At 62.4% G+C, this 22878-nt stretch carries 20 protein-coding genes; 16 read left to right on the top strand and 4 right to left on the bottom strand.

The window, feature by feature from the left end; all coding sequences use genetic code 11:
• Positions 1 to 64: 64 nt before the first annotated feature.
• From ACIPQ1_RS15140 to ACIPQ1_RS15100, 9 genes are all read left to right on the top strand, one after another.
• Positions 65 to 1189 carry an NAD(P)/FAD-dependent oxidoreductase gene (locus tag ACIPQ1_RS15140; RefSeq protein ID WP_446534384.1) on the top strand — a complete coding sequence of 375 codons (1125 nt, stop codon included), beginning with the start codon at positions 65 to 67 and terminating at the stop codon, positions 1187 to 1189.
• Positions 1179 to 1508 carry a (2Fe-2S)-binding protein gene (locus ACIPQ1_RS15135; protein ID WP_446534383.1) on the top strand — a complete coding sequence of 110 codons (330 nt, stop codon included), beginning with the start codon at positions 1179 to 1181 and terminating at the stop codon, positions 1506 to 1508. The genes ACIPQ1_RS15140 and ACIPQ1_RS15135 overlap by 11 nt, the downstream gene beginning before the upstream one ends.
• Positions 1501 to 2874 (top strand): FAD-dependent oxidoreductase, encoded by a 1374-nt coding sequence (locus tag ACIPQ1_RS15130; protein ID WP_446534382.1) that lies wholly within the window; start codon positions 1501 to 1503, stop codon positions 2872 to 2874. The genes ACIPQ1_RS15135 and ACIPQ1_RS15130 overlap by 8 nt, the downstream gene beginning before the upstream one ends.
• A complete protein-coding gene (locus ACIPQ1_RS15125; RefSeq protein WP_250962076.1) occupies positions 2871 to 3221 on the top strand; it encodes a RidA family protein in 351 nt (116 codons plus the stop codon). The genes ACIPQ1_RS15130 and ACIPQ1_RS15125 overlap by 4 nt, the downstream gene beginning before the upstream one ends.
• A gap of 143 nt (positions 3222 to 3364) precedes the next feature.
• Entirely contained in the window at positions 3365 to 4147 is a 783-nt protein-coding gene (locus ACIPQ1_RS15120) for an ABC transporter substrate-binding protein (RefSeq protein ID WP_411384867.1), read from the top strand.
• A 57-nt stretch (positions 4148 to 4204) separates the two neighbouring features.
• The gene (locus ACIPQ1_RS15115; RefSeq protein WP_014338265.1) at positions 4205 to 4630 is read left to right on the top strand and encodes a GlcG/HbpS family heme-binding protein; all 426 of its coding nucleotides are present in this window, start codon (positions 4205 to 4207) and stop codon (positions 4628 to 4630) included.
• 496 nt (positions 4631 to 5126) lie between these two features.
• Positions 5127 to 5963 (top strand): AraC family transcriptional regulator, encoded by an 837-nt coding sequence (locus ACIPQ1_RS15110; RefSeq protein WP_250962074.1) that lies wholly within the window; start codon positions 5127 to 5129, stop codon positions 5961 to 5963.
• A 54-nt stretch (positions 5964 to 6017) separates the two neighbouring features.
• Entirely contained in the window at positions 6018 to 6620 is a 603-nt protein-coding gene (locus ACIPQ1_RS15105; protein ID WP_411384866.1) for a LysE family translocator, read from the top strand.
• Between the two features lie 119 nt (positions 6621 to 6739).
• A complete protein-coding gene (locus tag ACIPQ1_RS15100; RefSeq protein WP_250962072.1) occupies positions 6740 to 7066 on the top strand; it encodes a four-helix bundle copper-binding protein in 327 nt (108 codons plus the stop codon).
• 96 nt (positions 7067 to 7162) lie between these two features.
• Here ACIPQ1_RS15100 and ACIPQ1_RS15095 read toward each other — a convergent pair whose 3' ends face one another.
• Positions 7163 to 8116 (bottom strand): class I SAM-dependent methyltransferase, encoded by a 954-nt coding sequence (locus ACIPQ1_RS15095; protein WP_250962071.1) that lies wholly within the window; start codon positions 8114 to 8116, stop codon positions 7163 to 7165.
• 165 nt (positions 8117 to 8281) lie between these two features.
• A complete protein-coding gene (locus ACIPQ1_RS15090) occupies positions 8282 to 8965 on the bottom strand; it encodes a murein L,D-transpeptidase catalytic domain family protein (protein ID WP_250962091.1) in 684 nt (227 codons plus the stop codon).
• Between the two features lie 162 nt (positions 8966 to 9127).
• On the opposite strand from ACIPQ1_RS15090, the gene ACIPQ1_RS15085 reads away from it, so the two are divergent.
• Entirely contained in the window at positions 9128 to 10690 is a 1563-nt protein-coding gene (locus ACIPQ1_RS15085) for a L,D-transpeptidase family protein (RefSeq protein WP_411384865.1), read from the top strand.
• A gap of 16 nt (positions 10691 to 10706) precedes the next feature.
• Here ACIPQ1_RS15085 and ACIPQ1_RS15080 read toward each other — a convergent pair whose 3' ends face one another.
• A complete protein-coding gene (locus ACIPQ1_RS15080) occupies positions 10707 to 11336 on the bottom strand; it encodes an NAD(P)H-dependent oxidoreductase (protein WP_411384864.1) in 630 nt (209 codons plus the stop codon).
• Positions 11337 to 11418: 82 nt separating this feature from the next.
• Between ACIPQ1_RS15080 and ACIPQ1_RS15075 the strand changes: the two genes are divergently transcribed.
• Complete coding sequence (locus tag ACIPQ1_RS15075) at positions 11419 to 12042, top strand: TetR/AcrR family transcriptional regulator (RefSeq protein ID WP_411384863.1); 624 nt, start codon at positions 11419 to 11421, stop codon at positions 12040 to 12042.
• 63 nt (positions 12043 to 12105) lie between these two features.
• Here ACIPQ1_RS15075 and ACIPQ1_RS15070 read toward each other — a convergent pair whose 3' ends face one another.
• Complete coding sequence (locus ACIPQ1_RS15070) at positions 12106 to 12486, bottom strand: response regulator transcription factor (RefSeq protein WP_250962067.1); 381 nt, start codon at positions 12484 to 12486, stop codon at positions 12106 to 12108.
• A 350-nt stretch (positions 12487 to 12836) separates the two neighbouring features.
• Between ACIPQ1_RS15070 and ACIPQ1_RS15065 the strand changes: the two genes are divergently transcribed.
• The 5 genes from ACIPQ1_RS15065 (at position 12837) to ACIPQ1_RS15045 (ending at position 22847) form a co-directional block, all read left to right on the top strand.
• A complete protein-coding gene (locus ACIPQ1_RS15065) occupies positions 12837 to 18320 on the top strand; it encodes a trifunctional serine/threonine-protein kinase/ATP-binding protein/sensor histidine kinase (protein WP_446534381.1) in 5484 nt (1827 codons plus the stop codon).
• A gap of 134 nt (positions 18321 to 18454) precedes the next feature.
• Complete coding sequence (locus tag ACIPQ1_RS15060) at positions 18455 to 19048, top strand: lecithin retinol acyltransferase family protein (RefSeq protein WP_250962065.1); 594 nt, start codon at positions 18455 to 18457, stop codon at positions 19046 to 19048.
• A gap of 119 nt (positions 19049 to 19167) precedes the next feature.
• The gene (locus tag ACIPQ1_RS15055; protein WP_411384861.1) at positions 19168 to 19818 is read left to right on the top strand and encodes a response regulator transcription factor; all 651 of its coding nucleotides are present in this window, start codon (positions 19168 to 19170) and stop codon (positions 19816 to 19818) included.
• Between the two features lie 313 nt (positions 19819 to 20131).
• The gene (locus ACIPQ1_RS15050; protein WP_446534380.1) at positions 20132 to 21394 is read left to right on the top strand and encodes a serine hydrolase domain-containing protein; all 1263 of its coding nucleotides are present in this window, start codon (positions 20132 to 20134) and stop codon (positions 21392 to 21394) included.
• 115 nt (positions 21395 to 21509) lie between these two features.
• Entirely contained in the window at positions 21510 to 22847 is a 1338-nt protein-coding gene (locus ACIPQ1_RS15045) for an alginate export family protein (RefSeq protein ID WP_446534379.1), read from the top strand.
• Positions 22848 to 22878 lie beyond the last annotated feature (31 nt).

The raw sequence follows: 22878 nt of genomic DNA, 5'->3' as shown, positions 1-22878 counted from the left end.
TTGATGCAGCCATGGGCTGGCGCCTGATTGAATGATGGGCGTTGAAAACAGCGATAAGAAATCCATGCAAAAAACTGATGTCATTGTCGTGGGGGGAGGCCTGGTGGGGATGTCCGTCGCCTATGGGCTGGCCTTGCTCGGACGCCAGGTAAGCGTGCTCGACGAAGGCGACGACGCCATTCGCGCCGCCCGGGGCAACTTCGGTTTGCTCTGGGTCCAGGGCAAGGGCTACCGCATGAGCCCGTATGCGCAATGGACGCGAGAATCGGTGGCGCTCTGGCCTCGGTTCGCTGCGGCGCTGCACGCGGATACCGGCATCGACATTCATCTGCGCCAACAGGGCGGCTTTCAGTTGTGTCTGAGCGACGGGGAAATGGCCGAGGAAAGCCATCGGCTGGGTTGGCTGCGCGAAGCCCTTGCTGGCGACTACCCCTTTGAACTGCTGGACAATGCGCAACTGCGCGCCCGTTTGCCGGGCATTGGGCCGGATGTGGTCGGCGGCTGTTTTTCGCCCATGGACGGCCACGTCAATCCGCTCAAGCTGCTGCGCTCGCTCTACGCCGCCTGCCAGTCGCGCGGGGTCAGGCTTATCAACGGCCATCACGTCGACGCGCTCGAAGCAGGTGCAACGGGTTTCGAACTGCGGGCTGGAGATAAGCGCTGGTCCGCCTGTCAGGTTGTGCTGGCCGCCGGCCTCGGCAATCGGGCGCTAGGGGCCATGGTCGGGTTGGACGTGCCGGTGCAACCGAACCGCGGGCAGATCCTCGTCACGGAGCGGCTCGAACCCTTTCTGCAATACCCCACCACTTATGTACGCCAGACAGACGAGGGCACGCTGCAACTGGGCGACTCCCATGAGTCGGCGGGCTTCGATGACGGCACCGGCAGCCAGGTCATGGCCGCCATTGCCCGGCGCGCCGTGCAGTGTTTCCCACGGTTGGGCCAGGTCCGACTGGTGCGGGCCTGGGGTGCGCTGCGGGTGATGAGCGCCGACGGCTTTCCGATCTACGAAACGCCTCAAGGCCGCCCGGGCTTGTCGATTGTCAGTTGCCACAGCGGCGTGACCCTGGCCGCTGCCCATGCGTTGCGTCTGGCGCCATGGATTGCGGGTGAATTCGATGATCTGGCGGTGCAGCCATTCGGGCTGCAACGTTTCAACCGGCAAGCCGAGGTGCGCCATGTCGGCTGATCGTCTGTTCCGGCCACTGGCCTTGGGAGATCACACTCTGCAAATCGAATTCGAAGGCACGCCGCTGACAGTGCCCGCCGATGTATCCCTGGCGGCGGCGCTGCTGGGCTGCGGTATCCACCACACTCGCGAGAGCGCCATCAACGCTCGTCCCGGCGCACCTTACTGCATGATGGGCGTATGTTTCGAGTGCCTGGTGGAGGTGGACGGCCAAGCCAATGCCCAGGCGTGCCTGGTGCCGGTGCGTGCCGGCATGCGCGTGCGCCGCCAACACGGTGCCGCTTGCCTGGCACTGCGGGAGGAGGGCGGCGATGAGTAACGCAGCCATCGACCTGATTATCATCGGCGCTGGCCCGGCGGGCATGAGCGCTGCGCTCGAAGCCCGGGCCCAAGGCTTGTCCGTGGTTGTGCTGGATGAGCAGGCCAGCCCGGGTGGACAGATTTATCGCCAGGTGCTCCAGGCGGATCTACGCAGCCGCGCGGTGTTGGGTGACGACTACGTGGCCGGGGCGAAGTTGGCCGCCGACTTTCTGCAATGCGGTGCCCGCTATCTTCCCAGCGCGGCCATCTGGCAGGTGACGTCGCAATGCGAGGTGCATTACCTGATCGAGGGCCGTGCCGAAGTCTTGCAAGGGCGTCACCTGTTGATCGCCACAGGCGCCTTCGAGCGGCCGATGCCGATTCCTGGCTGGACCCTGCCGGGCGTCATGACCGCCGGAGCCGGGCAGATCCTGCTCAAGAGCGCTGCCATGGTGCCGGCCTCGCCTGTGGTGCTGGCCGGGTGTGGTCCATTGCTCTACCTGCTGGCGGTGCAATACCTGCGCGCCGGGATCACCCTTGAAGCGCTGGTGGATACCAACCTGCGAAGCGATCTGCTGCGGGCTTGGCGCTATATTCCCGGCGCGCTGCGCGGCTGGCGCGACTTGCTCAAAGGGTTGGGGCTGCTGGCGGAACTCAAGCGGGCCGGCGTCCGGCATTTTCGCGGTGCGTGCAACCTGCGGGTTGAAGGTACGGATCGGGCCTGCGCCTTGAGCTTCGACAGTCAAGGTCGCGCCCAGCGCATTCGCGCCGATTTGATTCTGCTGCATCAAGGCGTGGTGCCAAACACCCAGGTGAGCTGGTCGTTGCGCCTGGCCCACGACTGGAGCGAACAGCAATTGTGCTGGGCGCCGCGCCGCAATCGATGGGGAGAAAGCAGCACGCCGGGCATTTTCATCGCAGGCGACGGTGGCGCCATCGGCGGGGCCCAGGTGGCGCAACTGGAGGGGCGCCTGGCTGCGCTGGCCATCGCCGGTCAGCAGGGTAAAGCCGGGGCATTGCAACAAGCCTTGCGCCGTGCTCGCGCCGCACGGCCACTGCTCGACACCTTGTATCGCCCTCGAACAGAGAATCGCATTCCCGCCGACGACGTCACGGTGTGCCGCTGCGAAGAGGTCAGCGCTGGCGACATCCGTCGTTACGTCGACCTGGGTTGCCTGGGCCCCAATCAGACCAAGGCTTTTGGACGTTGCGGCATGGGCCCGTGCCAGGGGCGCCAGTGCGGCCTGAGCGTCACCGAAATCATTGCCGAGCGTCGCGGCGTCGCACCCGCCGAGGTGGGCTATTACCGCATCCGCTCACCCCTCAAACCCATCACGCTCGCCCAATTGGCTGGCGAGCATCTCTCCATCGAGGAACCTTCATGAGTATTCAACGCATCGAAAGCAACCCACGCCTGAGCCGCAGCGTCGTGCACAACGGCGTGGCCTGGCTCAGCGGTGTCGTCGCCGCCGATTGCAGCCAGGACATCCAGGGCCAGACCCGCCAGGTGCTGCAACGGATCGATGAACTGCTGGCCGCGTCCGGCAGCGACAAGCACCGACTGCTCAGCGTGCAGATCTGGATGAAAGACATGGGCCGGGATTTCGCCGCCATGAACGCGCTGTGGAGCGAGTGGATCAATGCCACGCAGACGCCGGCGCGGGCCACGGCCCAAGTGGCCTTCGACGACCCGGAGATTTTGCTGGAGCTGATTGTCACCGCGGCCGTCTGAGGCCGCTGGCCGATCACCGTTGTGCGGTCACCGGGCAGGCGACCACCAGAGTCACCGCCCGGGCTTGTTCACATTGCTGCTGCCATAACGGACGACTTCTGTGGAGCGTCCGGAATCAATAACATCGCACCTGGAGCAAATGAATGAACGTAAAACGCATCGCCCTGAAACTGGGTCTCGTCTCGCTGCTGGCTTTCGGCGCGAACCTGCAGGCCGCCGAATCATCGCTGCGCATCGGCATCGAGGCGGCTTACCCGCCCTTTGCCTCGAAAACCCCGGACAACGCCATCGTCGGCTTCGACTACGACATCGGCCAGGCGCTGTGCGCTGAAATGAAGGTCCGTTGCGTCTGGCAGGAACAGGAGTTCGACGGCTTGATCCCCGCGCTCAAGGTCAAGAAAGTCGACGCGGTGATTTCCTCCATGTCGATCACCCCGGAGCGCTTGAAGTCGGTGGACTTCACCGATCGCTACTATCGGATCCCGGCGCGCCTGGTGTTTCGCAAGGGCAGCGGCATCAACGATATCCCGGCACAGCTCAAAGGCAAGCGGATCGGCGTGCAACGGGCGACCAACTTCGATCGTTATGTCACCGATCACTTTGCCCCGGCGGGCGCCGAGGTCGTGCGCTATGGTTCGCAGAACGAGATCTTCCTCGACCTGCTGGGCGGGCGCCTGGACGCGACCATGGCCAGTTCGGTGGTGATCGACGAGAGCTTGCTCAAGCGGCCCGAGGGAACGGAATTCGAATTTGTCGGGCCTAACTTCACCGAGGAGCAATACTTCGGCACGGGCATCGGCATCGCGGTACGCAAGAACGATGCGCTGGCGAGTCGCTTCAATCAGGCGCTGGCGACCATTCGCGCCAACGGCACTTACGACAGTATTCGCCAGAAGTATTTTGATTTCGATATCTACGGCGAATAATTCTCCGCCCGAGGGGTGTATCTCGCGGGCTTGCTGTTGCACAACACGGAGTGATTCATGAAGACCAAAGCGGTACTCACTGAGCAGGACGTTGCGCAATTGCTGGTAGCGGCCAAGGAGCTGGCTCACCAGCGTCAATGGGCGGTGTCGGTGTGTGTGGTGGACGACGGTGGTCATCCCCTCGGGCTGTTGCGCCTGGACGATGCCTCGCCGTTATCGGCCTATATCGCCACTGAAAAAGCGCGCACGGCCGCTATGGGGCGGCGTGACAGCAAGGTTTTCGAGGACATGATCAACGGTGGTCGTTACGCTTTCCTCAGCGCTCCGCACTTGCAGGGCATGCTTGAAGGCGGGGTGACCATTCGTCATGACGGCCAATGCATTGGGGCTATTGGCGTGTCTGGGGTCAAGGCTGAGCAGGATGCGGAGTTGGCTCGTTTGGCGGTTGAGACGGTGTTGCCGGTGATTACGCCGGATGCCTGAAGCGGTCATGAAGCTATGGAGTTTCCCTGTGGGAGCGAAGCTTGCTCGCGAAGGCGGCGGCACATTCAGCACTGATGCAAGCAGGTTCACCGTCATCGCGAGCAAGCTCGGCTCCCACAGGGATCGGCGGCGGACATTGATCTGCTAAACGACCAAAAAAACCTGTGGGAGCGAGCTTGCTCGCGAAGGCGGCAGCACATTCAGCCTTGATGCAAGCAGGCCCACCGCCATCGCGAGCAGCTCGGCTCCCACAGGGATCGGCGGTGGACGCCGATCTTCTAAACGACCAAAAAACCCTGTGGGAGCGAGCTTGCTCGCGAAGGCGGCAGCACGTTCAGCATTGATGCAAGCAGGCCCACCGCCATCGCGAGCAAGCTCGGCTCCCACTGGGATCGCGGTGGAACACCCACTCCCACAGGGCCTGCACAAATCTTCCAGACACACGCTTCTCCAGCAGTTAATCTGCCAAGAGTACATTCACCGGACGGGACAGGGCATGACGGCGCGCAACTGGATCGATCTCAAGCAGGACGCCACGTCCGGTATCGAGACCGTGCGCGCGCATTTCGAGGGGCATGCCTATGATCCCCATTGGCATGACACGTATCTGGTGGGCGTGACCGAGCAGGGGGTGCAGCAGTTTCATTGTCGCCGCCAGCAGCACAACAGTACGCCGGGCAAGGTGTTCCTGCTCGAGCCCGGTGAGTTGCATGACGGCAACGCGCCCCACGATCACGGGTTTACCTATCGCACGTTGTACCTGGAGCCCCAATGGCTGGAGCGCGAGCTGCGCTCTTTGTTCGATGTGGCGCCGGACAACGCCCAGCTGGGATTCGCTGCCACCCTGACCGATGATGCGCGGCTGGCGAGTGCCACGGCGTTGGCCTTCCAAAGCCTGCATGAGCAGGAGATCCGCATCGTGCGCCAGACGGCCCTCGACACCCTGTTGGCCAACCTGACCCAGCACCTGCACTGGCGGGCGCGGATCAACCCGGATCCGCGGCTGCCATTGGTGGCGCAGCAGGCCAGGGATTATCTGCACAGTCACCTGAGCGAAGACATCGGCCTGGATGACCTGGCACAGGTCACCGGCGTGGATCGTTTCCGCTTGACCCGTGCCTTCAAGGCCGCTTTCGGCCTGGCGCCCCATGCTTATCTGATCCAGTTGCGCCTGGCCCGTGCCCGGCGCCTGCTGGCCAGTGGCGAGAGCGCCGTGGCGGTGGCGGCCATGCTTGGTTTTTCCGATCAAAGCCATTTGGGCCGCTGGTTCCAGCGTGCCTATCGCCTGAGCCCGGCGGACTACCGCAAGCGCTGCTCAATTGTTCCAGACTGACCACGGCTTGGCGGGGATGATCAAGCGATCGATCCTTCACCGAGAAGTCGCTCCATGGACCAGTTACTGCCGTTTGCCTTGTTCGCATTTGTCGCCTCCATCACGCCGGGCCCGACCAATATCCTGGTGCTGAGCCATAGCTCTCGCTTTGGCCTGGCGACCACCTTGCCGATCATCCTCGGTGCCTGTGCGGCGGCGGCCTTGCTGGTGCTTCTGGTCGGCACCGGATTAGGAGATGTGCTGGCGCGCCATGCCACGATTCAGACGTTGCTCTCATGGGCGGGCATCGCTTGGCTGAGCTGGATGGCTTGGCAGATTTTCAGTGCTCCGGCCCAGGCCGTTGACCCGGACCGTCCGGTCGAGGGGCCGCGCCTGGGCCTGGCGGGGGCGGCCGGGTTGCAGTTGGTGAACCCCAAGACCTGGATGATGGCGTTGGCGGTGGTGAGCGTATTCGCCGGTGCCGAGGCGGACCGTACGGAGAGGGTGCTCTGGTTGTCCCTCGCGTTCTTTGCGATTTCGCTCCCCTGCATGACCGCCTGGGCCTATCTGGGGCGTGGCGCCGCAAGGTTCTGTCGTTCTGCCGTGGCGATGGGGCGTTTCAACCGCGTCATGGCGGTGATGCTGCTGGCGTCAGCATGGTTGACGCTGGTGGTCTGAGCGGCTGACAAAATTGTAATTTTTCTCTCGAAACCTCCGGATTGACGGCCGAGTCGGACCTTATACCGCCCTGTTTTCATGCGCGGTACCCCAATCGACCTTTGCAACAGGAGATTCCCATGAACAGTCGTTACGAGGCCTGTATAGCCGAATGCACCGCCTGCGCCATGGCCTGTGAAGCCTGCACTGCAGCCTGCCTGCGTGAGCAGAGCGTGCAGATGATGGCTAAGTGCATAGAGCTGGACCGTGACTGCGCTGACCTATGTCGGCTCGCGGCCACGCTCATGAAGCGCGACAGCAGCGTCGCCGCCCAACTGTGCAGTGTGTGCGCGGCAATTTGCCGAGCGTGTGGCGAGGAGTGTGGCAAACATGAACCGGCGCACTGCCAGGCGTGTGCAAAAGCTTGCCGGTCATGCGCCGAGGCGTGTGAGCGAATGGCCGCCTGATTGGCGTGGCGTGGCGTGGCTTGGCCAAGCGTTGGTCCTGGAGGACAGGCGCTTGGCCGGTCGCGATGCAGGTGCAGGCCTCTGCTCGAAAGCGGCCTATTGGCTGGTGGACGCAGCCTGTTTGAATACCAGTACTTTCAATCCGCAAGTCACATCGGCGTCTGGGAACTCCGGAGGGTTCGCCAGCCGCTGTTCGAATTCGAGGCCTGGAGCCTCACGCATGACGCCGTCGATAAGGAAATCCGGGCCGGTGGCCGGGTCGTTGCTACAAGCCAGTACCGTGCCATGGGCGGCCAGCAGTTCCGGCAGGCGCCGCAAGACGCGCTGGTAGTCCTTGGTCAATAGGAAACTGCCTTTCTGGAAGGTAGGCGGATCGATGATCACCAGGTCGTACGGGCCGCTGTTGATCACCTTGCCCCAGGACTTGAACAAGTCGTGGCCGAGGAAACTCACCTGGCCCAGGTCATGGCCGTTCAGCCGATGGTTGTCACGGCCGCGGCTCAGGGCCGCCCGGGACATGTCCAGGTTGACCACATGCTGCGCGCCCCCGGCGATGGCCGCCACGGAGAACCCACAGGTATAGGCGAACAGGTTCAGGACCCGTTTACCCTGGGCGTTGGCCCGCACCCAGTCGCGACCGTAACGCATGTCGAGGAACAGGCCGTTGTTCTGCTTCTTGCCCAGGTCGATCCGGTAAAACAGGCCGCCTTCGGTCAGGGTCCATTCATCGATGGGCTCGCCCACCAGCCATTGGGTGAGACTCTGCGGCAGGTAGCGGTGTTGTACGGCAAGGGTGTGGGCCTTGCTGTGTTGCCAGGCGGGCGACGTGGTCAGCGCCAGCAGCATTGCGCTCAAGTCGTCCAGAGGCTTGGGGTCCGGTTCCTTGAACAGCGAAACTAGCACCACCCCTTGCAACCAATCGACCGTGATCTGCTCCAGGCCTGGCCAGCAGCGCCCCCGGCCATGGAACAAGCGACGGGTTTCTACCGGCGCTGATTCCAGGGCTGCCAGCAAATGGTCGTGAAGGGTTTGAAGGGCTACGCAATTCATTCAGGCAACGCCAGGGATTCGAAAGGCCGGCATTTTAACCGCAGGCGAACCCGACGCAATCCTTGTGGCGAGGGAGCTTGCTCCCGCTTGAGTGCGAAGCACTCACATGCTTGGGGCTGCTACGCAGCCCAGCGGGAGCACGCTCCCTCGCCACAAAAGGTGCCCCTAGCTGCCGCTGGTAGCCAAGATGCTGGCAACCTGCTGCGGCTGGCAGTTGAGATAGGCCGATCGCTTGAGCCAGCTCGGGTCCGGGTACCAGGAAAACATGAATTGTCCGCCCTTGAGCTTGTCGATCACCTGGCGCGCCACTTGCGGGCGTACGGCAGGGCAGCCCTGGCTGCGCCCGATGCGACCCTGGCGCACGCTCCACAACGGGTTCACGTAGTCGGCGGCATGGATCACGATCGCCCGGTCGCGGGCCAGGTCATTGAAGCCCGGCTCCAGGCCATCCATGCGCAGTGAATAACCGTGGGCGCCCTGGTAGCTTTCCTGGGTACGAAACAGGCCCAGGCTGGATTGGTAGCTGCCCAGGCGATTGGAAAACTGCGTCGCGAAGTTTTCCCCGGACTTTTGCCCATGGGCCACCAGGTCGCGCAATACCAACTTCTTCTGGCGCAGGTCGAAGATCCACAGGCGCCGGGCCGTGGAGGGTTGCGAGTAGTCGATGACCGCCAGGTGGCGAGCCTGGCCGGCGCCATTGGCGACGGCGCATTGCATGGCGCTCAAGGCACTTTTAAGCGCCAGGGGATTGAGTTCCGGCGCTGCCTGGGCGAGGCTGTGGTAAAGCGTTTTCGACTTGGCCTTTTTTTCCGCCAGTGCCGGGCTGCAAATGATACCCAGGCCCAGCATGACCAGGCAGAATCGGCGCAAAAAGCCCGATACAGGCGAAGGGTTTCCAGCGTGGTGTTCGTTCGCGGCATCCCGTCCGATTTCGTTTGTCTGCATGATGGCGGGTCGTACCTGTCGCAAAATTCACCGTCAACGAGACGGCCATGGATTGGAGTAAAGCAGTTGTTCAAAAAGTCCGCATGTTACCTGAGCCTTTTATTGCTCACGGCGCCATTGGTCGCCAAAGCCGAGGACGGCGACCCGGCTCTGGTGCAGAGCACGCTGGCGCAACTCGCGGTCGCGTGCCCGGACGTCGCGGTGGGCGTCGATTTTCCGACGCAGCTTGACTTGCAGGCGTTCTACCAGCAAAACGCAGGCCAGGAGGTCTGGGCGGACGACGAACGACGGGGAGCGTTGCAGGTCCAGTTGCAGCAGCTGGCCGACGACGGCATGGATCCGGCACGTTATAGCCTGCCGGTCGGGGACGCGGCCCAAGGCCTTCATTGCGCCGACATCGCCATCAGCCAGCGCTACCTGCGAGCTTTGCATGACCTGCGTTTCGGCTACCTGCCCCAAGACCGACTGGAGCCGGTATGGAAAGCCAACCCACCGCCACAGGATCACCCGGCCGTGGTGCTGGCCATCGCGGGGCTGGGCCTGCAAAACCTCGCCGACGCCTTTGAACAGGCGCGGCCGAACCTGGACCTTTACCGCAACCTGCGCGGCCTCTATGCCCGGCTACGGCAACAGCCGCTGGGCGAATGGCAAGCGGTGCCAGGCGGGCCGTTGCTGCAACCGGACAAACAGGACGCCCGTGTCCCCGCCCTGGCCCAGCGCCTGTTCAATGAGGGGTACTTGAGTACGCCGCCGCAGGTCAGCGACGAGCATTACAGCCCCATGTTGGTGGAGGCGATGAAGAGCTTCCAGGCCCGGCATTCGCTACAGGCCGATGGCGTGGTCGGGCCATGGACCGTCACCGAGCTGAACATCAGCCCGGCCATGCGCCGCGAGCAGTTACGTATCAATCTGGAGCGCATGCGTTGGCTGGCCCAGGATGTGGAAACCGACAGCGTCCTGGTCAACGTGGCTGCGGCGCAGTTGACGGTTTACCAGGGCGGCGCGCCGGTCTGGCAGACCCGCACCCAGGTGGGCCGGGCGCAACGGCAGACGCCGTTGCTCAAATCCCATGTCACCCGGCTGACGCTCAACCCGACCTGGACCATTCCGCCGACCATCATGCGCGAGGACAAACTGCCCGAGATCCGCCGTGATCCGGAGTTTCTCACTCGCCACAACCTACGGATCCTCGACAGTGAAGGCCTGCCGTTGCTGGCGGAGGACATCGACTGGGAGCACCCGGGCAACCTGATGCTGCGCCAGGATCCAGGCCCGAAAAACCCGTTGGGCAAAATGGCGATCCGCTTCCCCAATCCGTTCTCGGTGTACCTGCATGACACACCGAGCCAGTCGCTGTTCAGCAAAGGTCCGCGGGCCTTCAGCTCAGGTTGCGTGCGGATCGAGCAAGTGATGCACCTGCGCGACCTGCTGGTCAGCCCGGCTGAACGGGCCCGCACTGACACCTTGCTGGCCAGTGAATCGACCCACGAGTTCAGGCTGGCCCGGCCCATGCCGATCCTGCTGGGTTACTGGACGGCACAGGCGGACAGCCAGGGCCAGGCGGTGTACATCCCGGATATCTACGGGCGTGACGCAACGCTGTCCGCCGCCCATGGTCGCGCGCTGTGAACGCTTGGTTCTGAACTCAGGCGCATGCAATAGCGGGCGCCTGTGTGGTTTCATCAAGCGTTGCGAACAACCGCTGGCCGATATCGCCGGCGGCTCGCAAAAGCTGTTGCGGATCGGCGGTTTCCGAGTCGAGCAAACGCTGGGAACTCACCACTTGGGCGCCGCAATAACCGAAAATGCCATGGTCGATCTGCGTGGTCATCGCCTGATCGTAGCCGTGACGTTGGAAGCTGTCGGCATCGGCGCCACCGACACCTACCAGGTGGACGCGCAAGTGTTGCAGCTTCTGGATAAACGGTTTGTCGAGACTGAAATCGAATGCCCAACCGTTGGAAAACACCCGGTCGATCCAGCCCTTGAGCAATGCCGGCATGGACCACCAATAAATCGGATAGACCAATACCAGCGCGTCGGCATGGTCGATCCTGGCTTGTTCGGCCAGCACATCCGCGGGCGGCAGGGCCTCGCGGTGGTGGACCGCATGGTCGGCAAAGCTGAAGCGTGGATCGAAGCCTTCGGCGGCCAGGTCGGCGATCTCGAAGGTATCGGTGGGGTTGGCGCGGGTAATGCCTTCGGCGATTTTCCGGGCCAGGCTATGGGTGAGGGAGCGTGGATCGTGGTGAGCCACAACGATGAGTGCATGCATGGCGAAACTCCTTCTGGTCACGAGGTCTTGAAGACAGGTATGCTTAAGTTACGCTTAGTAAGTTACGGTTGGTAAAGTTAGCATGTCAAGCACTGATGAACATTCGCCGCCTTCACCTCGTCGTCGTTTGTCCCGGCAGGACCGGCAGCGTCAATTGCTGGAGGTTGCCTGGCGGCTGGTGCGCGAGGAGGGCAGTGATGCTCTGACGTTGGCGCGGCTGGCGGACCAGGCCGGGGTGACCAAACCCATCGTCTATGACCACTTCATCACCCGATCCGGGCTGTTGGCGGCGCTGTACCAGGATTTCGATGCTCGCCAGACCGCGCTGATGGACGCTGCCCTGGAGGCCAGCGACCCCACCTTGCAAAGCCGGGCGGCGGTGATCGCTTCGTCCTACGTCGAATGCGTGCTGTTGCAAGGTCGGGAGATTCCCGGGGTGATCGCGGCGCTGACCAGTTCGCCGGAGCTTGCGCGCATCAAGCGCGAATACGAGGGGATTTTTCTCGATAAGTGCCGCGCGGTGCTGGAGCCGTTTGCGGGTACGAAGGGCATCGGCCAGGCGGGTTTGCGGGCGATGCTGGGGGCGGCGGAGGCGTTGTCCAATGCGGCCGCCACCGGGGAAATCAGCCCTGGCGAGGCGAAGGACGAGCTGCTGGCCAGTATCGTGGCGATGGTGGGCAGGACTGGCGACACCTCTTCAAACTGAGCCACCGCTATCGCGAGCAAGCTCCCACGGTCGTTTCGTATTAGGGCGTTCTATACAGCAACCTCAATGTGCCGGGCCCAGGGCCGTCTCGATGCAGTCCAGCAGCTTGTCGGCATCACAAGGCTTGGGCAGGCAGGCGACCAACCCCGGCGTATGCGCCCCCAGGTCCGGATAAGCGGTAATGAAGATGGTGGGAATCCGAAAACCCATGGCACCGAGCTGTTCATGCAGCTCTACACCACTCATGCCCGGCATCTGGATATCGGAAATCAGGCAATGGGTACTGACCGGGGCATTGGCGTCCAGGAACTCGATGGCGCTGCGATAAGTTCGAACCTTGTAACCAGTGGAACGCAACAGGCTATCCAGGGCTGTCCGGACGGATTCGTCATCGTCAACAACCGCGATAGTCGTCGTGTTGCGTATCTGCGTGGCTTGCGTCATAGGGATCGCTCGTAACAGCGCCTGTCGTGACTACACGATACGCGGTCCCATAAGGGGCAGAAGTATACCTATGTATAACGCCCTAAGACCTAAGGGTTGGCGCCCTGTCCCCGGTCCTGCGCCAGGCCATGAAAACATTGTGAAGCGCTTTCATGAGGCGCTAATCTAAAGAGCGCAACACGCCCCGTCCTGGATCCCGGCACATGCTTTACCCTCAGGCATCCAGCGCAGCCACGGAAGTCGCCTTATGGCTACGACATCGGCAAGTGCGACATGACACTGGATGACAGCCGACGGCAAAGTGCGGCAGACCAAACAAAATAGTGCTCCTGTGCCGATGGAATAACAGCATGCAAATACTATGGGACGATGGTGAGCGTATCTTCTGTCGGGAATTGCGCTCGGGTGTGGACGGCGACGACACGGTCCTGGTGGCCTGCCCCGCGACCGAACAGCCTCGCCCTGGTTGCCTTGCCCGGCTCGCCCATGAGTTTGGCCTGAAGGATGAGCTTGATGGCGCCTGGTCGGTACAACCCCTCGACATGGTGCGCGAAGGGGCCCAGGTGCGGCTGCTGCTCGAGGATCCCGGCGGCGTGCCGCTCGTGCAGTTGCTGATCGCCCCGATGGAAACGGCGACGTTCCTGCGCCTTGCGGTGAGCATCGCCGTGGCGCTGGGCAAGCTCCACCAGCGCGGCATCGTTCACAAGGACATCAAGCCCAGCCACATTCTGGTGAACTGCGACGATGGCCAGGCGCGGCTCACCGGGTTCGGCCTGGCTTCGCGGCTGCCGCGGGAGCGCCAAGCCCCCGAAACCCTGGCCGGCACGCTCGCCTATATGGCGCCCGAGCAGACCGGCCGGATGAATCGCTCGATCGATTCGCGCAGTGATCTCTATTCCTTCGGCATAACGCTCTATCAGATGTTGACTGGCTCGCTGCCGTTCACGGCGTCCGACCCCATGGAGTGGGTCCATTGCCATATCGCCAAGATGCCTTCGCCGCCCAGTGCGCGGGTCCAAACCATCGCCGAGACGTTGTCCCGGATCGTCATGAAACTGCTCGCCAAGACCGCCGAGGAGCGCTATCAGACCGCCGCGAGTGTCGAACATGATCTGCGTCGTTGCTTGGCGCACTGGACACAATCGCGGCACATCGATGTCTTTGCCCTGGGCGAACAAGGCGCCTCCGATCGGCTGCTGGTTCCCGAAAAACTCTACGGCCGCGAGCGTGAAGTCGAGACGTTGGTCACCGCGTTCGGTCGGGTGGTTGAAACACGAGCGCCGGAACTGGTGCTCGTGACTGGCTACTCCGGTATCGGCAAATCCTCGGTGGTCAATGAGTTGCACAAAGTCCTGGTTCCGCCGCGGGGCCTTTTCGCCAGTGGCAAGTTCGACCAGTACCGGCGTGACATCCCTTATTCGACCCTGGTGCAGGCCTTCCAGAGCCTGGTGCGCACGTTGCTGGGCAAAAGCGACACGGAACTGGCGCATTGGCGCGAGGCGTTGCTGGAGGCACTGGATGCCAATGCGCGGCTCATGACCGACCTGATCCCCGAACTCAAGCTCATCATCGGCGAGCCGCCAGCGGTCCTGGCGCTTGATCCCCAACAGGAGCAACGCCGCTTCCTGCTGGTGTTCAGGCGCTTCATCGGTGTGTTCGCCCGCGCGGACCATCCGCTCGCGCTGTTTCTCGACGATCTGCAATGGCTGGACGCAGCGACGCTCGACCTGTTGGAGGACCTGCTGACCAGCGCCGATGTGCGCCACCTGATGCTGGTGGGCGCCTACCGCAGCAATGAGGTGGACGCCACGCATCCATTGACGGGCAAGCTCAAGGCCATTCGGAGCGCGGGAGGCAAGATCAGCGAGATCACCCTGGCGCCCCTCGTCAAGGTGCACGTCGAGCAGTTGATCGCCGAGGCCCTGCATGACGCCGTTGATCGTGTCGAGCCGCTGGCGCAACTGGTGCTGGACAAGACCGCGGGCAATCCATTCTTCGTGATCCAGTTCCTGCAGGCCCTCGCTGACGAGCGATTGCTGGCCTTCGATCACGAGGCGCGGCAGTGGTGGTGGGATCCGCAGCGCATTCACGCCAAGGGCTACACAGACAATGTCGTCGACCTGATGGTCGGCAAACTGGTACGCCTGCCTGCCGACACGCAGCAGGCGTTGCAGCAACTGGCGTGCCTGGGCAACGTGGCCGGGCTCAAGGCGCTTTCCACCGTTCTGGACATCTCCCCGACGCAGGTCCGGGCGGTGATGTGGCAGGCGGTCCGCCAGGAACTGGTCGAGCGGCTGGACGATGCCTATGGATTCGTTCACGACCGTATTCATGAGGCCGCCTACTCGCTGATTCCCCAGGCTGCGCGCGCCGAGATGCACCTGCGCATCGGACGGCTGCTCGCGGCACAAACGGACGCCCAAGCGCTTGAAGAGGCGATCTTTGAAATTGCCGGCCAGCTCAATCGTGGCGCGGCGTTGCTCACCGACCGGGCTGAGCGGGAGCAGTTGGCTGAATTCAACCTGCTGGCCGGCCAACGGGCCAAGGCCTCGACGGCCTATGCTTCGGCACTCAACTACCTGGCCACCGGCGTGCAGTTGCTGGATGAAGATTGCTGGACAGGGCGCCATGACTTGATCTTCGGGTTGGAATTGAACCGGGCCGAATGCGAGTTCCTTACCGGGCAACTCGGTGCTGCGGACGAACGCCTGAAGGCCCTGGCCGACCGCGCCGTGACGGTGATCGAGCGGGCCAACGTGGCGTGCCTGCTGATGGATGTCTACCTGCTCCTGGATCGCAGCGATGGTGCGGTGGCGGTCTGCCTCGACTACCTGCGTCATGTGGGGATCGAGTGGTCGGCCCACCCGAGCGACGACGATGTGCGTCACGAGTACGAGCGCATCGGGGAACTGCTTGAAGGCCGGGCCATCGAAGACCTCATCGAGCTGCCGCTGATGGAGGACGCCACCTCCCTGGCGACGCTCAACGCACTGGGCAAGCTCTTTGCGCCGGCCTTGCAGAGTGAAGCGAACCTGGTGGACCTGTTGATCTGCAAGGCAGTCACCTTGAGCCTGGAGCAGGGCAACTGCGATGCGTCCTGTGTGCTGTACGCCAATCTGTTTCGGGTCGCCGGTCGGCGGTTCGGTGACTACCAGATGGGGTTCCGCTTTGGCCAGCTGGGTTGCGACCTCATTGAAAAACGCGACCTGCGGCGATTCGAGGCCAGCACTTATCTGTGTTTTTCGTGCTTTGCCGTGCGTTGGATGAGGCCCGTGGAGCAATGCCGGGACCTTTTGCGTCGTTCGTTCGCGGCGGCGAATCGGATCGGTGACCTGCCGTATGGCGCCTACGCGGGCAACAACCTCACCGCCGACCTGCTGTTCGCTGGCGAGCCGTTGGCCGATGTTCAAGACGAAGCCGAGCGGGGCCTGGCCTACGCCAGGAGGGTGCACTTCGGGCTGGTGACGGATTTTATCGTCGCCCAGCTGGCACTGATCCGGATGCTTCGGGGCGTGACGCTGACGTTCGGCTGCCTTGACGACGGCCAGTTGAACGAACCGGCCATCGAAACCCACTTGTCCAGCAACTCGGATCTGGTCCTGGCTGAATGTTTGTACTGGGTCCGCAAACTGCAAGCCCGCTACCTGGCCGACGATCCCGAAGCGGCCATGGCCGCGGCGGTGAAGGCCCAGGATCTGCTCTGGGTTTGCCAGGCGTTTTTCGAGGAAACCGAATACCATTTCTACGGCGCCCTGACGCGGGCCGCTTGTTGCGATCGTGTGCCAGTGGACGAGCGCGAACCTCATTGGGTGGCGATGGCGGCCAATTACCGCCAGCTCCAGGCATGGGCACAGCAGTGTCCGGAGAACTTCGCCAGCCGCACCGCGTTGGTGGGTGCCGAAATGGCCCGGGTCGAAGGGCGCCTAATCGATGCCGAGTCGCTGTACGAGCAAGCCATCCAAGCCGCGCAGGAAAGCGGTTTCGTCCATATCGAGGCGTTGGCCAACGAACTCGCGGCGCGCTTCTACGCCGCCCGTGGTTTCGGCAAGATCGCTCGCGTCTATCTCCAGGACGCTCGTTACGCCTACCAGCGTTGGGGCGCCGAGGGCAAAGTGCGACAACTGGAACACACCTATCCATCGCTGAGGACCGAAGCGCCTGTGCCCGGTCCAACGACGACGATGATGACGCCGGTCGAGCACCTGGATCTGGCCACCGTACTCAAGGTCTCCGAGGCGGTGTCGGGGGAAATCGTCCTGGATAAGCTCATCGACATGGTCATGTGCACGGCGATCGAACAGGCCGGCGCCGAACGCGGGTTATTGATCCTGTCCAGCGACGGCGAGTACCGAGTCGCGGCGCAGGTGACCACCGGCAACCACGTAACGCAAATCCACAATGCCCCGGTGGGCGCGGCACTGTTGCCGGAGTCGATTCTCTACCACGTCCTGCGCACCGGGGAGAGCGTTTTTCTTGACGATGCCCTGATCGCGGCGCCGTTTGCCGCGGACCCGTATATCCGCAAGCAGCACGCCCGCTCGATTCTCTGCGTGCCGTTGCTGAACCAGGCCAAGCTCGTCGGCGCGCTCTACCTGGAAAACAATCTGGCTGCCCATGTGTTCAACCCAACCCGGATCGCCGTGTTGAAACTGTTGGCGTCCCGTGCGGCCATCTCATTGGAAAATGCCCGCTTGTATCGCGAAGTCGCCGAGCGCGAAGCGAGGATCCGGCGCCTGGTCGACGCCAACATCATTGGCATTCTATTTTGGAATGCCGATGGCGACATTATCGAAGCCAACGATGCCTTTCTGCGCATGGTCGGCTACGAGCGCGAAGACCTGGCGTTGGGCCGCCTGGGCTGGCGGGACCTGACAGTGCCGGAGTTCCGCGAACTGAGCGAACGCTCCCTGGCCCAGGCATTGCTCACCGGGCACGCCCGGCCTTATGAAAAAGAATATTTTCGCAAGGATGGCAGCCGCCTGCCGGTCATCGTCGGTCTGGCGCTGTTCGAGGCCAATAGCAGGGAAGGGGTCGCTTTCGTGCTGGACCTGACCGAACGCCGCCAGGCGGAAGAAAAGATCCGCGAAAGCGAGCGACGTTATCGCGAGGTGCAAACCGAGCTGGCGCACGCCAACCGAGTCGCGACCATGGGGCAGTTGGTGGCTTCGATCGCCCATGAAGTCAACCAGCCGATTGCCGCGACGATCCTCAATGCCGATGCCGCCCTGCGTTGGCTGAACACCCAGCCACCCGAGATCGAGGAAGTCCGCCAGGTACTGGGGCGCCTCATCTACGACGCCAATCGGGCGGCGGACGTGCTGGGGCGGATCCGTGGGCATATCCGCAAGGCGCCGCCACAAAAAGGCCCGGTGGACATCAACATTGCCATTGGCGAAATGATCGAGTTCACCCGTAGCCAGATCATCAAGAGCGGCGTCTTGATCCAGACGCAACTGGCCGACGGTTTGCCGCCCATCCAAGGTGACCGGGTCGAGCTGCAACAGGTGCTGCTCAACCTGATCATGAATGCGCTCGAAGCGATGAGCTGCGTCAACGAGGGCGAACGGCAGTTGTGGATCTGCGCAACGTTAGAGGGGGCCGATTGGGTGCTGGTGAGTGTGAGCGATTCGGGGCCGGGGTTCGCCTCGGAAAACGTCGATCAGGTGTTCACGTCGTTCTACACCACCAAACCCACTGGGCTGGGCTTGGGGTTATCGATCTGTCGTTCGATCATCGAGTCCCATGGCGGTTGCTTGAAGGCCTGCGCCAATCAGTCACGCGGCGCTACCGTTCAATTCACGTTGCCCATCGTCCAGGGGGAAACGCCTGCCTGAGGACTCGACAGCGTTCGATTCATACTTAGGTTTAAAGGCTGTATATCAATAGATCACCGGTTCCACTCCCACGTACAAATGCAACGCCGCAACCCGGGCGATAGATTGGCTTCACGGGTTGCGGAGTGTGAGCCATGATCGATTTAACCCACCGGGCAATGGATGGACTTTCTGCGCTTCGTTCGGTCGCGCTGGTGTTGATGGCGCTCGTCACGGCGAGCGCTTTCTATCGCCTGGGTACGCCGATGCTGGAGGGGCAGGGATGCGCAGCGGCCCGCAATCGCGGCTTGTCTGATATCGCCTTGAGATGGGTGCATGTCGAACGGTCCGGGGGCACGCCGCCGATCGGCGCGCACCTGATCAGCCCACGGGGGTTCTATCTGCATCACGGGATCTACCTGGGCGACCTGAAAGTCGCCCACTACTCCGGGTTCAGCGGTTCGCTGAGATCCGGCCCCATCGAAGTGATCGACCTTGAACATTTCGCCCATGGCAAACCGGTATGGATCGCGCAGGAGCCGTATGAATACTCCAACGACGAAGTCGTCCGGCGGGCGCGCTCACGGCTCGGTGAGAATAAATATCGGGTTCTGTCCAACAACTGCGAACACTTTTGCAACTGGTGCATCAGCGGAAAACACTACAGCGCTCAGGTCGACGCTTATTTCCAGCGTCCCCGTGATCTTTTTGCTTTTATTTCGACGCTGGAGCCGCAGCTGATTGCATAGTGGCCTGTGCGGTTAATTTGAGTGCACGAATTAGCCACACAGGCCACTAGGCACAAGGCGGGTCGCGCAAGGTCGCTGTGCTACACTTTTTTTCGTTTCACTCGCCGGAAGGGTCGTGAATGAACGGTAATGCTTCATCCAATGAGGCGGGTCTCAAAGGTTCTATTGTGTTCGTGGTGGATGACGATGCCTCCATGCGCGATGCGTTGAGCAACCTGCTGCGCTCGGTCGGGATCCGCGTCGAGACGTTCGCCTCCACGGCGGATTTTCTTCGGCAACCGAAGACCGAGTGCCCCAGTTGCCTGGTCCTTGATGTACGGTTGCAAGGCGCCAGTGGCCTCGACTTCCAGGCGCAGTTGGCGGAGTCGAATTCGAATATCCCGATCATTTTCATCACCGGCCACGGCGACATCGAGATGTCGGTCAAGGCGATGAAAGCCGGCGCCGTGGATTTCCTGGCGAAACCTTTCCGTGAACAGAACCTGCTGGATGCGGTGTCCGCCGCGCTTCAGGCGGATGTCCGGAGACGGCAAGTCGAGCAGCAATTTTCCGATTTGCATGCCCGCTACCAGACGCTCACCGTCCGTGAAAAGGAAGTCATGGGTTTTGCGGTCACGGGGCTGATGAACAAGCAGATCGCCGGGCAAATGAACCTGAGCGAAATCACCGTGAAGATCCATCGCGCCCATGCGATGAAAAAAATGTGCGCCAAGTCGTTTGCGGACCTGGTCCGGATGGCCGAAGCCTTGGGTACCGGGCAGAGTCGGTGAGCGATCACGGCTGCTGCGCAGCCGAGCGGGAGCAAGCTCCCTCGCCACGGGGGCAGCGTCTCATTCGCCACAGCCCGCTCAGCCCCAACGCTGGAACTTCGAGCCAACCCAATCCCCTGTGGCGAGGGAGCTTGCTCCCGCTGGCCTGCGAAGCAGGCCCCTGCAATGCCTGCAGGCAAACCGCATTGGCTGGTTTGAATGGGCAATACTGATAAGCGATGCCAATAAAAAGTTTTATTGACTAAAAAATTACACCGGGTAATTATTCCCCTGCATCTGCTTTCACGCAGAGTCATTTCGCAGGGGCAACCCAATGAATCAGAACACCGTGCCTTCACTGGCCAGTCTTTACGTCGAGACTCACGAATCGCCCTCCGACGCACGCCTGGCGCCTTCGCTGATGCAAGGCTTTCCCGCCGAACCCCTCCGCCGTGTCACCTGGCACAACTGGATGAGCCCGCCGTTCAACCAATGGGGCTTCCGCAACCTGGCGCGCTTGCGTCCCTCCATCGATGTACAGGCTGGCAGCGGGCCGGTCAGCGCGTTCAAGCAGGCGCTCCAGCCGCTGGACGAGTTGCACTTCGACAGCGAGTGTGGCTTGAGCATCAGCGTGATCGACCACCTGATCGCCAGCCAGACCGATGCTTTCCTGGTCCTCAAGGGCGACACCGTGCTGTTCGAGCGTTACTTCAACGGCCAGCGCCCCGAGGACCGGCACATCATGTTTTCGGTGACCAAGTCGCTGATCGGTGCCCTGGGTGAACAACTGGTCTGCGAAGGTCAGCTTGACCCGACGCTGACGGCCGCCCATTACGTACCGGAACTGACCGGCAGTGCGTTCGGCGATGCGACCGTGCGCCAGCTATTCGACATGGCCGTGGCCGTCGATTACAGCGAGGTCTATGAGGATCCGGATTCGGAGAGTTCCCAATACGGTTATGCCTGCGGTTTCCAGCCGGCACCGGCGCACTACACGACGTTCGAATCCCTGTACCAATACTTGCCGTCACTGCGCAAACGCGGCAGTCACGGCGGCTTTTTCCATTATGTGACGGCCACCACCGAGGCGTTGGCCTGGGTCATGGAACGGGCGTCCGGCAAGGCCTGTCACCAGTTGCTGCAGGCGGTCTGGAGCCAGTTGGGCTGTGAGCGCGACGGTTATTTCCTGGCCGATCCCTGGGGCCGCAGCGTGGCCGGTGCCGGGTTCAGCGCGACCCTGCGTGACATGGCGCGCTTCGGCCGCCTGCTGGCCAATGACGGCCGCCAGGACGGGCGCCAATTGCTCTCGGCCGAGGCCCTCGCCGGTATTGCCGCTGGGGCCGACCCGGCCGTCTATGCCGCCTGCGCCGACTTTTCCAGTTGGACCCCAGGCGCGTCCTACCGCAGCCAATGGTATGTCTTCAACGACCACAGCCAGGCGCTCATGGCCGGTGGCATCCATGGCCAATACCTGTTCATCGACAAGCCCTCCGGCGTGGTGATCGTCAAGCAGTCATCCTTGGGCGAGGCCGTCAGCCCGTTCGACGGCGACAGCGTGCGCATGCTGCGGGCCATCGCGGCGCAACTGACGCCCTGACTTCATCCGATAAACACAACAATTTCGTTCCGCTCATCTGGCCCAGCCAGGTGTTGGTGCGGGTTTGCGCCGCCATTCACTGCCCTGTAACAACAATAATCAACAGGAGCTCCATATGGTTTCCATGATGCGTTTGTCCCGAACGTGCCTCGTGCTCGGGTTACCCTTGACCGCCCAAGTTGCCTGGGCGGGCTACACCTTCGAGGAGGGTAACCTCAAGGGCGAGGTCAACCTGACGGCCGGTGGCGCAGCCGTGTCCACCCGCAACGTCAATTTTGGCGGCGGCGTGGTGGACCTGCGCAGCGGCAAGAATGGCGGCACGAAAATCGACTGGCAGGAGTTCTATGTCAAGCCGGGCGTCAAGTTGGAATACGCCGTGCAGCCGGATTTCAGCCTGCTGGCCGGCGGCTCCCTGGTGGGAGCGACCACCTTCGGTGATGGTGACGCCGGTGGCTTCACCCGCAGCTCCGATGGCAAGGTATCGACGGAAGAGTTCTATGGCGGTTTCCGGGCCGGGGAGTGGACGGTCACGGGCGGTCGCCAGAACTACATGATCGGCAATGGTTTCATCGTCATGGATGGCAACCTTGATCAGTTCAACGACGGTGCCTATTGGCTCGCCCCACGCACCGCCTTCAAGGAGTCGGCGGTGGTCGCCTGGGACCATGGCGCGTTGAAAGTCCAGGGTTTCAGCCTGGGAACCGACAGCGACCTGGGTGACTTTCGCCTGAGCGGCGTGAACCTGGACTACAACTTCGACGACCAGGTGACGCTGGGTGCCACCGCGCTGAAGGTCAAGGCCATGGGGCCCAAGGGCAGCACGTTGCCGCGTCGTCGCGATGGCATGCTGGTGTACAACGTCAGGGCCTTGAACGCCCGGCTCCCGGGTATCCCGGACCTGGCCCTCAACGCCGAATATGCCGTGGAGCGAGGCAGCGGCGAAGGTGTGGACTACGATGCCAAGGCCTGGTACGGCCAGGCCGATTACACCTTCGGCACACTGCCGCTGACCCCGGTGATCGGCTACCGCTACGCGAGTTTTTCCGGCGACGACAACCTCACCGACAACCGACAGAAAGCCTGGGATCCCTTGACCAAGGGCTTCGTCGACTGGAGCACCTGGTTGATCGGCGATGTCGTCGGCAACTACCTGATGTTCAACAGCAACGAAAACGTCCAGCAGTTCTCACTCAAGACCCACCTCAACGAAACCCTGACGCTCGGTGCGATCCACTACCAATTCTGGCTGGACGAAAAAAACTACATGGGCACCGCCGTCAGCGATAAACGGTTTGCCGACGAGAGTGTAGTCTTCCTGGATTGGGCACCTTCGAAGTCGCTGTCCACCTCGCTGTCCTACAACTGGGTCAAGCCCATGGCGGCGGCCAAACAGGTCTTCGGCGACGACCGGAAATTCAGCGCGCTGGAACTCTTCTTCACCTACCGCTATTAAGTGTCGCGAGCCTTCGCGGCCGCGCTGGAGT

The sequence above is a fragment of the Pseudomonas sp. LARHCG127 genome (genome assembly GCF_052871455.1).
This window is presented reverse-complemented; position numbering and strand designations above follow the sequence as displayed.

Bases quoted from the DNA above. Each gene is read 5' to 3' on its own strand.
- ACIPQ1_RS15115 (WP_014338265.1), top strand. From the start codon at position 4,205: ATGAAGACCAAAGCGGTACTCACTGAGCAGGACGTTGCGCAATTGCTG.
- ACIPQ1_RS15045 (WP_446534379.1), top strand. From the start codon at position 21,510: ATGGTTTCCATGATGCGTTTGTCCCGAACGTGCCTCGTGCTCGGGTTA.
- ACIPQ1_RS15065 (WP_446534381.1), top strand. From the start codon at position 12,837: ATGCAAATACTATGGGACGATGGTGAGCGTATCTTCTGTCGGGAATTG.
- ACIPQ1_RS15070 (WP_250962067.1), bottom strand. From the start codon at position 12,486: ATGACGCAAGCCACGCAGATACGCAACACGACGACTATCGCGGTTGTT.
- ACIPQ1_RS15080 (WP_411384864.1), bottom strand. From the start codon at position 11,336: ATGCATGCACTCATCGTTGTGGCTCACCACGATCCACGCTCCCTCACC.
- ACIPQ1_RS15130 (WP_446534382.1), top strand. From the start codon at position 1,501: ATGAGTAACGCAGCCATCGACCTGATTATCATCGGCGCTGGCCCGGCG.
- ACIPQ1_RS15135 (WP_446534383.1), top strand. From the start codon at position 1,179: ATGTCGGCTGATCGTCTGTTCCGGCCACTGGCCTTGGGAGATCACACT.
- ACIPQ1_RS15050 (WP_446534380.1), top strand. From the start codon at position 20,132: ATGAATCAGAACACCGTGCCTTCACTGGCCAGTCTTTACGTCGAGACT.
- ACIPQ1_RS15125 (WP_250962076.1), top strand. From the start codon at position 2,871: ATGAGTATTCAACGCATCGAAAGCAACCCACGCCTGAGCCGCAGCGTC.
- ACIPQ1_RS15090 (WP_250962091.1), bottom strand. From the start codon at position 8,965: ATGCTGGGCCTGGGTATCATTTGCAGCCCGGCACTGGCGGAAAAAAAG.
- ACIPQ1_RS15060 (WP_250962065.1), top strand. From the start codon at position 18,455: ATGATCGATTTAACCCACCGGGCAATGGATGGACTTTCTGCGCTTCGT.
- ACIPQ1_RS15075 (WP_411384863.1), top strand. From the start codon at position 11,419: ATGTCAAGCACTGATGAACATTCGCCGCCTTCACCTCGTCGTCGTTTG.
- ACIPQ1_RS15100 (WP_250962072.1), top strand. From the start codon at position 6,740: ATGAACAGTCGTTACGAGGCCTGTATAGCCGAATGCACCGCCTGCGCC.
- ACIPQ1_RS15105 (WP_411384866.1), top strand. From the start codon at position 6,018: ATGGACCAGTTACTGCCGTTTGCCTTGTTCGCATTTGTCGCCTCCATC.
- ACIPQ1_RS15140 (WP_446534384.1), top strand. From the start codon at position 65: ATGCAAAAAACTGATGTCATTGTCGTGGGGGGAGGCCTGGTGGGGATG.
- ACIPQ1_RS15095 (WP_250962071.1), bottom strand. From the start codon at position 8,116: ATGAATTGCGTAGCCCTTCAAACCCTTCACGACCATTTGCTGGCAGCC.
- ACIPQ1_RS15110 (WP_250962074.1), top strand. From the start codon at position 5,127: ATGACGGCGCGCAACTGGATCGATCTCAAGCAGGACGCCACGTCCGGT.
- ACIPQ1_RS15055 (WP_411384861.1), top strand. From the start codon at position 19,168: ATGAACGGTAATGCTTCATCCAATGAGGCGGGTCTCAAAGGTTCTATT.
- ACIPQ1_RS15120 (WP_411384867.1), top strand. From the start codon at position 3,365: ATGAACGTAAAACGCATCGCCCTGAAACTGGGTCTCGTCTCGCTGCTG.